Source organism: Bradyrhizobium elkanii WSM2783 (genome assembly GCF_000472865.1).
Lineage (GTDB): Bacteria > Pseudomonadota > Alphaproteobacteria > Rhizobiales > Xanthobacteraceae > Bradyrhizobium > Bradyrhizobium elkanii_A.
The window spans coordinates 1-10835 of sequence record NZ_AXAP01000145.1; the positions used below are offsets into that span (position 1 = coordinate 1).

13 protein-coding genes are annotated in these 10835 nt (G+C 63.6%); 9 read left to right on the forward strand and 4 right to left on the reverse strand.

Translation table 11 applies throughout. The features are described 5' to 3' along the window. A partial coding sequence (locus tag YY7_RS61535; protein WP_155255657.1) for a DUF4372 domain-containing protein occupies positions 1–164 on the reverse strand: 164 nt, incomplete at its 3' end. 163 nt (positions 165–327) lie between these two features. Further along, positions 328–1248, reverse strand: a complete 921-nt coding sequence (locus YY7_RS0147690) for a polyprenyl synthetase family protein (RefSeq protein WP_028169159.1) — start codon at positions 1246–1248, stop codon at positions 328–330. Positions 1249–1432: 184 nt separating this feature from the next. Here YY7_RS0147690 and mtgA point away from each other — a divergent pair, with 184 nt between their 5' ends. The 5 genes from mtgA to YY7_RS62465 all read left to right on the forward strand — a co-directional run bounded on the left by mtgA (position 1433) and on the right by YY7_RS62465 (position 4155). Then, positions 1433–2104: a monofunctional biosynthetic peptidoglycan transglycosylase gene (gene mtgA, locus YY7_RS0147695; protein WP_028169160.1), complete on the forward strand. Its 672-nt coding sequence runs from the start codon at positions 1433–1435 to the stop codon at positions 2102–2104. Between the two features lie 85 nt (positions 2105–2189). After that, entirely contained in the window at positions 2190–2480 is a 291-nt protein-coding gene (locus YY7_RS0147700; RefSeq protein WP_028169161.1) for a ribbon-helix-helix domain-containing protein, read from the forward strand. Continuing rightward, complete coding sequence (locus tag YY7_RS0147705; RefSeq protein ID WP_028169162.1) at positions 2470–2784, forward strand: type II toxin-antitoxin system RelE/ParE family toxin; 315 nt, start codon at positions 2470–2472, stop codon at positions 2782–2784. The genes YY7_RS0147700 and YY7_RS0147705 overlap by 11 nt, the downstream gene beginning before the upstream one ends. Before the next feature lie 247 nt (positions 2785–3031). After that, positions 3032–3214, forward strand: a complete 183-nt coding sequence (gene rpmF / locus YY7_RS0147710; protein ID WP_007598106.1) for a 50S ribosomal protein L32 — start codon at positions 3032–3034, stop codon at positions 3212–3214. Positions 3215–3504: 290 nt separating this feature from the next. Further along, on the forward strand, positions 3505–4155 hold the full coding sequence (locus YY7_RS62465; RefSeq protein WP_028169163.1) for a hypothetical protein: 651 nt from the start codon (positions 3505–3507) through the stop codon (positions 4153–4155). Between the two features lie 68 nt (positions 4156–4223). On the opposite strand, the gene YY7_RS0147720 is transcribed toward YY7_RS62465, so the two are convergent. Further along, positions 4224–4511, reverse strand: a complete 288-nt coding sequence (locus tag YY7_RS0147720) for a hypothetical protein (RefSeq protein WP_035692997.1) — start codon at positions 4509–4511, stop codon at positions 4224–4226. A 264-nt stretch (positions 4512–4775) separates the two neighbouring features. On the opposite strand from YY7_RS0147720, the gene YY7_RS0147725 reads away from it, so the two are divergent. Beyond that, entirely contained in the window at positions 4776–6464 is a 1689-nt protein-coding gene (locus tag YY7_RS0147725) for a putative bifunctional diguanylate cyclase/phosphodiesterase (RefSeq protein ID WP_028169165.1), read from the forward strand. 177 nt (positions 6465–6641) lie between these two features. Here the strand turns inward: YY7_RS0147725 and phaR are convergent, their stop codons facing one another. Continuing rightward, a complete protein-coding gene (gene phaR / locus YY7_RS0147730; RefSeq protein ID WP_028169166.1) occupies positions 6642–7253 on the reverse strand; it encodes a polyhydroxyalkanoate synthesis repressor PhaR in 612 nt (203 codons plus the stop codon). A 318-nt stretch (positions 7254–7571) separates the two neighbouring features. Here phaR and YY7_RS0147735 point away from each other — a divergent pair, with 318 nt between their 5' ends. From YY7_RS0147735 to yddG, 3 genes are all read left to right on the forward strand, one after another. After that, complete coding sequence (locus tag YY7_RS0147735) at positions 7572–8750, forward strand: acetyl-CoA C-acetyltransferase (RefSeq protein WP_028169167.1); 1179 nt, start codon at positions 7572–7574, stop codon at positions 8748–8750. Between the two features lie 224 nt (positions 8751–8974). After that, positions 8975–9700, forward strand: coding sequence for an acetoacetyl-CoA reductase (phbB, locus tag YY7_RS0147740; protein ID WP_028169168.1), 726 nt, complete (start codon positions 8975–8977; stop codon positions 9698–9700). Positions 9701–9839: 139 nt separating this feature from the next. Then, positions 9840–10703, forward strand: a complete 864-nt coding sequence (yddG, locus tag YY7_RS0147745; RefSeq protein ID WP_028169169.1) for an aromatic amino acid exporter YddG — start codon at positions 9840–9842, stop codon at positions 10701–10703. Positions 10704–10835 lie beyond the last annotated feature (132 nt).

The following is a 10835-nucleotide window of genomic DNA, read 5'->3' on the forward strand; positions in this document are numbered from 1 at the left end:
CTGTCGTGACCGCTCAGTTGCGCATAGATCAGCGCCACCAGGTGATCCCAGCTCTTGAAGGACTTGTCGTAGCCATCCCCGTCCAGACCATCCACAACTGTCTGAAACCGCCGTCGACTGATCGGTTCAAGGAGCTTCCCAAAAATGCTACCGCGAAATCGCATGCTCGGCCTTCTGTGTCTCGACAACCAGAAAAGACCGGTTTGCCTCGGTTTTGCCGAGCATGCACTGCGACATAGCGATTCATTCCCCGGACAGCCCTGCGCAAGCGGGAGAGGGGGCGCAGCTTCGCCTTAGTCGTTCTACCTGATCCGATCCATTGGCACTCTAATTCCTGCGCTCGGCAACGAACCGCGCCGCTGCGCGCAGCACATCGCCCTTCGCTCCGAACACCGACAAAGCGGCATCGGCACGCGCGAGCAGGTCTCGGACGCGCTGCTTGGCGCCGTCGATGCCGAGCTGGGTGACGAAGGTGGTCTTGCCGAGCGCTGCGTCCTGGCCGGTCTGCTTGCCGAGCGCGGCTGCATCGCCCTCGACGTCGAGCAGGTCGTCGGCGATCTGGAAGGCTTCGCCGAGCGCGCGGCCGAAATCGTCGAGCGCCAGATATTCTTTCTCGGAGGACTGGCCGAGGATGGCGCCGGCGATGCACCCGAAGCGGAGCAGCGCGCCGGTCTTCATCTGCTGCAGCCGCGCCACGTCCACCGGCTCGCGGTCGCCGAACCGGCCTTCGCCGGCCAGGTCGAGCATCTGCCCGCCGGCCATGCCGCCGACGCCGGAGGCGCGCGCGAGCGCCCGGGTCAGCGCCAGCCTGACGCCGGCGTCGCGATGGATCTCGTCGCGGGTGATGATGTCGAAGGCGATGGTGAGCAGCGCGTCACCAGCGAGGATCGCTGTCGCGTCGTCATAGGCCTTGTGGAGGGTGGGGCGGCCGCGGCGCAGATCGCTATTGTCCATCGCCGGCAGGTCGTCATGGATCAGGGAGTAGCAGTGGATGCATTCGAGCGCGGCCCCCGCCATCAGCGCGGCGTTGCGCGGCACGCCGAACACGGCGGCACTCTCGACCACCAGGAACGGCCGCAGGCGCTTGCCGCCGCCGAGGCTCGAATAGCGCATGGCCTCGATCAGCCGCCTCGGGCGGACGATCTCGTCCTTCTCCACGGTGTCGGCCAAGAGTTTCGCCAGCAGGGCCTCGGTATCGTCAGCGGTCTGGTCCAGCCGCTTGGCGAATTCTGCAGTACCGGTCGTCATTAAGAATTGCTCCAGGTCGGATTCCGGGGCGGACAATCGTTGATGGCACCGGCTTCGTCAATTCCGCCGGGCCGAAGGCTGCGCCTTAAAAGCGCTGGAAAAACCGCCAATTGTTGCAGAATCTCATTTGAAACCGGCCAATATTGCCGGCAGCGCCGACCCGCTTTCAGCCGGAACCTCCAATTTGCGCGTTGTCCGGATCCTTTTGCTGCTGCTGGTGGCCGTGCTGCTCGTGCCCTACGCATTGACGCCGCTTTACCGGACAGGCCATCCGGTCTCGGCGCTGATGGCCTGGCGTACCCTGAAGGGCGCACCGGTCACGCGGCAATGGGTCGATTTCAACGCGATCTCGCCATATCTGCCCCGCTCCGTGGTGGGAGCGGAGGATTCAAAGTTCTGCAGCCATCGCGGCATCGACTGGGACGCGCTGCAGGATGCGATCGACGATGCCGAGGATGGCGAGCCGGGCCGGGGCGGCTCGACCATCACCCAGCAGGTCGCCAAGAACCTGTTCCTGTGGCCGGGCCGCAGCGTGGTCCGCAAGGCCCTGGAACTGCCGCTGGCCATGTGGATCGATTTCGTGCTGCCGAAGCAGCGGATCCTGGAAATCTATCTCAACATCGCCGAGCTCGGCCCGTCCGGCCAGTTCGGGGCCGAGGCCGGTTCCCAATACGCCTTCGGCCGCTCGGCGGCGACTTTGTCGCCACGCGAGGCAGCGCTGCTCGCGGCGATCCTGCCCAATCCGGTCAAGCGCAGCGCCCGCAATCCCGGCCCCGGTGTACGCCGCCTGAGCGCAACCTATATGGCCCGCGCCAGCGCGGTGCAGCGCTGCTGGAGCGAGAGCCGCGGATTCTGAGTTCCGCTGCGTTGGCCGCCCGGAACCATGGTTGCCCATAGAGGGCAAGAAGTAGTAAGATTTGCTCCCAGTTGAAGGAGCTCTCATGGCATCGGTCGAGAAGGTGAGCGTCGCACTGACGAACGAGCAAATTTCGGCGCTCAAGGCCGCAGTAGAGGCGGGAGAGTACGCCACCACGAGTGAGATCGTGCGCGAGGCGGTGCGGGACTGGCAATTGAAGCGTGAACTGCGCCAGGAAGATATCAGGCGGCTTCGGCAGATGTGGGATGATGGCGTCGCCAGTGGCTCCGCCGGCGAGCTGGATATGAAGAAGCCGCGGGAAGAGGCCCGCAAGCGGTTAGAGAGTGTGAAGAAAGCCTCCGGCAATGCCGACTGAGCTGGTCTGGTCGAACCAGGCGCGTACCGACCTGCTGGACATCTACGTCATGATCGGGCTGGAACAGCCCGCTGCCGCCGAGCGCTATTGGGATCGCATCGAAGCCAAGGCGGAGCTGCTGAGGTCGCAACCAAGGATGGGTATGCGTCGGTCGGATCTTCGACCATCGATGCGCATGCTGGTCGAGGCCCCTTATCTGCTGCTCTACCGCACCGATCCGGACACCGATGAAGGTCCGATGGGCACGGTCGAAATCATCCGCGTCGTTGATGGGGTCGGGACCTGCATGGCCTATTCTAGATAGGACGTCGCGCGCGGAAACTGATAGTAAATGATCATGTTTTGTTCCCGCGGAGGCGGAGCGGCCCAGCCTCGCTTGCCCGCAAGCTGAGAGGCGGCATGGCGACGCAATCTGGTCGCGGTAATCGCGTCAGGCCCTAGCTTTACGCCATCCCTTCCTCTATAAGCGCGACCTTATCGGCATCGCAGTCGCTTTTGACGCGCGTCCTTAATTTCGGACGATGCCTCCGCAACACCCCTAGAGGACCGTTATGGCTGTTCCCAGAAGAAAAACCTCGCCGTCGCGCCGTGGCATGCGCCGTTCGGCGGACGCGATCAAGAAGCCGACCTATGTCGAGGACAAGGATTCCGGCGAGTTGCGTCGCCCGCACCATCTCGATCTCAAGACCGGCATGTACAAAGGCCGGCAGGTCCTGAAGAAGAAAGAATCCTGATCCCCGCGGGATCGGAGAGCATTTGGATCCCCGGCTCTGAAAGCAGGGCCGGGATCACGATTGATTGGGCCGCCTGAAATCGGCCAATGAGTGCGATCAGACGGTCCGCCCCGGCGCGTCGGGCGTGATCCGGGAAGAGTGGCACCGGTTCTTCCCTCGCGACAAACGCGTAGCGTTTGCGCGGAAGTCATGCTCAAACAATCAAATCAGGTCATGATCCGATTCAATCTGATCGAATCACGATCTCAGGGCGTTTCGCTCCTGGTTTCCTTCGCTAAGGCCTCGCTCGCATGGTCGGTTTTCCGCTGCTGCTGATTCCGCTCGCGGTCTACAACATCATCGTCTTCCTGATGCCGGGCGTATCGCTGGTCGATCCGCTGGTGACGGTGCCGCTGATGTCGGGGGCGGAGTGGCCGATAACGCTGAGCGATATCCTGCTGGCGCTCGGCATCCTCCTGCTGTTGCTCGAAGTCATCAAGGGCGCGCGACCGGGCGCCAAATTCGTGATGGATCACTTGCTGTCGCTGATCGTGTTCGGTGCAGCAGCCGCCGAATTCGTGCTGTGGCCGAAATTCGGCACCTCGACCTTTGCTCTGCTGACCTTGCTGGCATTGGCGGATTTCATCTCCGGGATCGCGCTTCGTACCCGCCGTCGTGCGGCGATCGCGCCCGCAACACGGGTGCAGCAAATCGAGCCGGAGCCAGCCCCGCTGCCGCAACCCGCGCCGGCGCCAACTCCCCAGCCGGCTCCCGCGCCGGCCCCGCAGCCGGCTCCACCACCCGCAGCCTCAACGACGTCAGCGAACACGGTGCCGCCGGCGGCCTCGGTCGCGGAATCAGTGCTGCAGGATCATTCCAAGCCGACGCAGGCGCAACCCGCGGTCGCCTCCCCGGACCTGCAGCCAAGCCGCAATCCGCCGACTGAACCGGAACAGCGCTGAGCTCTGGATTCTTGTTTTGACGCGTTTTCTTTACGCGAACCGGTTTCCACTTTCGCTCGAAAACGCTCTTAGATGATCTGGCGCGTGCGGCGCGCGACGCCGCGCCGTTCCTGCGGATGGGCGCCATAGGCCATCTGCGCATCCGCCAGCGAGCCGCGCCGCAGCGGACGAGTCTCTGGCGCCAGCGCCGCAGTCGCGATCAGTTGGGTCACGAAGCCCGCGTCGGGCCGTGGCAGCGGCTGCTTGGACACGTAGTGCAGGGATTCGGTCAGCGGGACGAGTTCAGCCGAGGCGGTGGCGGCGCCGGTCAAAACCTCGCCGTCCAGCACTTGCCTTGATTCGCCGGCTTCCGGCATCGCTGATCCCGCTCGATTGTCACGTTTCGGGACGCTGCCATCCCGTTGGCCTCGAACTCGCAAGGTCCATGCCGGTGCACGGGCTTTTGTTCCCGATGGCGGCAAAACGTGGTTTCCAGATTATTTATGAACTTTACCTAAGGTCTGAGCGGAAACAGAGGCACACTCCGGGCTCGGAATCACTTACCCACTGTCACGTGCGTCCACCTGTATCCAACTGGCCGTGTCCTGAATTGGCCGTGTCCTGAAACGAGGCGACAGCAGATGCCTTCCATCCCGCCAGCCGCCGACATCCTGGCTTCCCTCGGCCAAGTCACCTTTGTCTGGGATATTGCCTCCGACGCGCTCGTCTGGAGCGACAATGTGGCCCTGGTTTTCCCCGATCTCCCGGCGGAGGCGATTGCAAGCGGCGCTGCATTTTCCAGGCTGATCGAGCCATCGCGCGCGATCCGCGGCGATGCGTTCGGCCAACCCGCGCCGCTCCGTAGCGGCGAGGGCATGCCTTACCGGATTGAGTACGGCGTGCGGGCCAATACCTCGGCGCCCGTGATCTGGATCGAGGAAACCGGCTGCTGGTTTGCCGGACCCGACGGCCGGCCAGTGCGCGCCCAGGGCGTGATCAGGATCGACAATGAGCGTCATGCCCGCGACGAGCAGCTCGTGAAGCTGTCGCGGCACGATCCGCTCACCGGCGAACTCAACCGCACCCATCTGATCGCCGCGCTCGCCGAGGCGATCGAGGAGGCTGCACGCTTCCGATCGTCCTGCGCCTTCATGCTGATCGGCATCGACCATCTGGCGCGCATCAACGACGCCTTCGGCTTCGACGTCGCTGACGCCGTGATCGCGGAGATCAGCAAGCGCATCCGCGCCCGCCTGCGCGGCGGCGACGTGCTCGGGCGTTTCTCCGGCAACAAGTTCGGGCTGATCCTGCGCAACTGCACCGTCGACGATGCCAATGTCGCCGCCGAACGTTTTCTCACGGCCGTGCGGGAGGAGATCGTGCCGACCAAGTCGGGCCCCGTCTCGGTGACGGCGTCGATAGGCGCGGTCAGCGTGCCCCGCCACGCCCGCAGCGCCGACGAGGCGATCAACCGCGCCCAGGAGACGCTCGATACCACCAAGAGCCGCCGCGCCGGCTCGTTCCTGCTTTGGAAGCCGAATGTCGAGCGCGACGCCCAGCGCCGCGTCAACATCCGCGTCACCGACGAGATCGTCACCGCGCTGAACGAACGTCGCATCGTCGTGGCGTTCGAGCCGGTGGTCGAGGTGCAGTCGCGGCAGCCTGCCTTCTACGAGTGCCTGGTGCGCATGCAGCAGGAGGACGGGCGGGCATTGTCGGCGCCCGACATTGTGCCGGTCGCCGAGCGTCTCGGCCTGATCCGGCTGGTCGATCACCGCGTGCTCGAGCTTGCGGTGGCCGAGCTTGCCGCTTCACCCGAGGTTCAGCTCAGCCTCAACATCTCGCCGGATACCACGATGGATCCGGACTGGCTCTCCGGAATCGAATCGCTGATGGCCGCGCATCCCGGCGTCGGCGAGCGGCTGATCGTCGAGATCACGGAGACGGTGGCGATCAGCAATCTCGACGAGGTGCGCGGCTTCGTCACGCGGTTGAAGAATTTCGGCAGCCGGATCGCGATCGATGATTTCGGCGCCGGCTACACCTCGTTCCGCAATCTGCGCAAGCTCGGCGTCGATATCGTCAAGATCGATGGCGCCTTCGTGCAGAACATCGCGCATTCCGCCGACGACCGCGCTTTCGTGCAGACACTGCTCGACCTCGCGCGCCGGCTCGGCATCAAGACCGTCGCGGAATGGGTGCAGGACGAAGCGTCCGCGGTGATGCTGCGCGAATGGGGCTGCGACTATATCCAGGGCCGCCTGATCGGATTGGCCTCGCCGACGCGGCCATGGCAGACGGCGGATAAGGCGATGCCGGCGGCTGGTTAGTCGGTCAATTTGGGTTGGCTGTCATTCCGGGGCGATGCGACAGCATCGAGCTATGATGTGCAATTTGCACATCAGAGAATCCATTCATCCGCTCACGCAAGTGATTCAATAGATTCCGGGTCTGCGCCTTGCGGCGCATCCCGAAATGACGAACTCAATTGCCGACTTCAGAAGAGCCTACTCTTCCTTCTTCGTCGCCGTCGTCGTCTCGCGCGACATCCGCTCGAGGCGCTCCTGCATTTCCTTCATCTGGCGGCGCAGGTCGTCGATGTTGTCGTCATCCGGCGCCGGCTCCGGCACTTTCTCGGGCTCGGGCGTTGCGGTTCCCGTGCGCGGCGGCACGAATGGCTTGAACATGGAGAAGGTCTGCTGGAACAGCTCCATGTTGCGCCGAACCTGTTCCTCGAGCGGGGCGAAGGGAGTTCCGCTCAGCGTGCTTGCGATTTGCTTGCGGAATTTCTCCTGCTCTTTCGTCAGCGTCTCGATCGACTGCTCGAGATATTTCGGCACCACCATTTGCATGCTGTCGCCGTAGAACCGGATCAACTGCCGCAGGAAAGTGGTCGGCAACAGATTCTGGCCGGCCTTGTTCTCCTGCTCGAAGATGATCTGCGCCAACACCGATCGGGTGATGTCGTCACCGGTCTTGGCGTCGTAGACGAGGAAATCCTCGCCTTCCTTCACCATCGCGGCGAGATCCTCGAGCGTCACATAAGTGCTGGTTCCGGTATTATAGAGCCGCCGGTTGGCGTACTTCTTGATCGTGGTCGGGTGTTCTGATTTTGCCATGGGGCTCACACATCAACACCAGGAGGGGACCCTTTGCAGCATTGCTGCAGGGGTGATGCACACGCATCGCAGCAAAGGTAAGCATTTTCAAAGCAGTTCGGCAACGATTTGTGCGCCACGGTTAATTCCAAAGCATAGTTATTGCTCAGGAAAGCTCCAACGGGGTCAATTTAAGTGCGCCGCGACAGCATTTGGCCGTCTGGCCGATTGACATGCCTCAAGGAGGTTAACAGGATGAGGCCGAAAGATAGGCCCGCGTCCGGCCGCCCGCCCGCCGCCAAGTTACCCAGGCCAAACATCAAGCTCTAGGAGATGCCCATGTCAGACGATGTCGTCATCGTCAGCGCCGCCCGCACCCCGGTCGGCAGTTTCAACGGTGCTTTCGCCAACACTTCCGCCCATGACCTCGGCGCCATCGCCATCAAGGCGGCGCTGGAGCGCGCGGGCGTCGAGCCGGGCCGCGTGTCCGAAGTTATCATGGGTCAGATCCTGACCGCAGCCCAGGGCCAGAACCCGGCCCGCCAGGCCTCGATCGCCGCCGGCATCCCGGTGGAAAGCCCGGCCTGGGGCGTCAACCAGCTCTGCGGCTCGGGCCTGCGCTCGGTCGCGCTCGGCTACCAGGCGCTGGTCAATGGCGATTCCGACATCGTGGTCGCCGGCGGCCAGGAATCCATGAGCATGGCCCCGCATGCGCAGCATCTGCGCGGCGGCGTCAAGATGGGCGGGCTCGAGCTCGTCGACACCATGATCAAGGACGGCCTGTGGGACGCCTTCAACGGCTACCACATGGGCAACACGGCCGAGAACGTGGCGCGGCAATATCAGATCACCCGCGCCCAGCAGGACGAGTTCGCCGTCGCCTCGCAGCAGAAGGCCGAAGCCGCGCAGAAGGCCGGCCGGTTCAAGGACGAGATCGTCCCCGTCACCATCAAGACCCGCAAGGGCGATGTGGTCGTCGACGCCGACGAATATCCGCGCCACGGCGCCACGCTGGACGCAATGGCCAAGCTCAAGCCCGCCTTCGAGAAGGACGGCACGGTCACCGCCGGCAGCGCTTCCGGCATCAATGACGGCGCCGCCGCCGTGGTGCTGATGACGGCCAAGCAGGCCGCCAAGGAAGGCAGGACGCCGCTCGCGCGCATCGTCTCCTGGGGCCAGGCCGGCGTCGACCCGAAGATCATGGGCACCGGCCCGATCCCGGCTTCCCGCAGCGCACTGAAGAAGGCCGGCTGGAGCATCGGCGATCTCGACCTGATCGAGGCCAACGAGGCGTTCGCGGCGCAGGCCTGCGCCGTCAACAAGGACCTCGGCTGGGATACGTCCAAGGTCAACGTCAACGGCGGCGCGATCGCGATCGGTCACCCGATCGGCGCGTCCGGCGCCCGCGTCCTCGTGACGCTGCTGCACGAGATGCAGAAGCGCGACGCCAAGAAGGGCCTCGCCACGTTGTGCATCGGCGGCGGCATGGGCATCGCGATGTGCGTTGCACGCGACTGAACAAGAGGCAACATGCCGGGTTGAATGATGAAAAGATCGTCTGTCAACCGCAGTGCAAGCTGTTAAGAGAATGCCCGGCCTCGCGCCGGGCATTTTCGTTTTGAGAGCATGATCCGGAAAAGTGGAGACCGGTTTTCCGAAAAGATCATGCTCAATAGAGAGATAAATTTCAAAAGACCGGCACAATGTCGGCCTAGAAAAAAATGACGAAGGAGGAGACGGACATGGCACGTGTTGCATTGGTAACAGGCGGGACGCGGGGCATCGGCGCTGCGATCAGCAAGGCGTTGAAGGCGGCCGGCTACAAGGTCGCGGCGACCTATGGCGGCAATGATGCCGCGGCGCAAAAATTCAAGGAAGAAACCGGCATTCCCGTTTACAAATGGGACGTCGCCTCGTTCGAGGCCTGCGCTGCCGGGGTCAAGCAGGTGGAGGCCGACATCGGCCCGATCGATGTGCTCGTCAACAATGCCGGCATCACTCGCGACACCGCATTCCACAAGATGACGCTGCAGCAGTGGAACGAGGTGATCAACACCAATCTCGGCTCGCTCTTCAACATGACGCGCCAGGTGATCGAGGGCATGCGCGCCCGCAAGTTCGGCCGCATCGTCAACATCTCCTCCATCAACGGCCAGAAAGGCCAGTTCGGCCAAGTCAATTATTCCGCGGCCAAGGCCGGCGACATCGGCTTCACCAAGGCGCTCGCGCTTGAGAACGCCAAGGGCGGCATCACCGTGAACGTGATCGCGCCCGGCTATATCAACACCGAAATGGTGCAGGCGGTGCCGAAGGACGTCCTGGAGAAGAACGTGATCCCGCAGATCCCGGTCAACCGTCTCGGTGAGCCCGAGGAGATCGCGCGCGCGGTGGTGTTCCTCGCCGCCGACGACGCCGGTTTCATCACCGGCTCGACGCTCACCGTGAACGGTGGTCAATATCACGTGTGAGGCACACGTTCGCCTCGGCGACAAGTCTCAGTGAGTCGTCATGCCCGGGCTTGTCCCGGGCATCTTCGTCCTTATAACGCACGCCAGCAATGAAGACGTGGATGGCCGGGCCAAGCCCGGGCATGATGGAAACCTTTCGATGACTCCCCGCACCGCTACCCTGATCGGCCTGACCGCGATCATCATGTGGTCGCTGCTCGCTGTGCTCACGGTCGCGACCGGCAAAATCCCCGCCTTCCAGCTCGCGGCGATGACGTTCGCGATCGGCGCGTTGGTTGCTTTCGCGACCTTCATCTTTCGTCCCTCCGCATTCGCTGCGCTGAAGCAGCCGCTGGCTGCCTGGGTGGTCGGCGTCGGTGGCCTGTTCGGCTATCACGCGCTGTATTTCCTGGCACTGCGTTTTGCGCCGCCCGCGGAAGCTGGATTGTTGAGCTATCTCTGGCCGCTTCTAATCGTGCTGTTTTCTGCGTTCCTGCCGGGCGAGCGGCTCGCGCCGCATCACATCGTCGGTGCCAGCTTGGGGTTCGTGGGAACGGTGCTGCTATTCGGCGGCAACACCCGCGGATTCGCGCCTGGTCAGATTCCCGGCCTTGCCGCGGCATTTGTCGCGGCCTTCGTCTGGGCAAGCTATTCGGTGATGTCGCGCTGGCTCAAAGCGGTGCCGACGGATGCGGTGGCCGGCTTCTGCCTTGTCACCGCGCTGCTCGCGGCGATCGTGCACTGGATAGTCGAGACGACGGTGTGGCCCGAGACTTCTGGGCAATGGCTTGCAATTGCAGCGCTTGGCGTCGGCCCGGTCGGCGCCGCCTTCTTCACCTGGGACATCGGCATGAAGCGTGGCGATATCCGTGTGCTCGGTGCGGCCTCCTACGCAACGCCGCTGCTTTCCACCGCGTTCCTGATTCTTGCCGGCTTCGCGCAGCCGACGGCCGCGATCGCCATCGCCGCCATCCTGATCGCCGGCGGCGGCCTCTTCGCCGCGAAGGATATGTGGAAAAAGTAGGGTCGACAAAGCGCAGCGTGCCCACTGTACACGGCACGCTGCGCTTTGCCCACCCTACGAGACTGTGAATCTTTTTATATCGGGCGCGTGGCAGCTGTGATTCTCTTCGCGGATTGATTTGCAGGAGGGGGA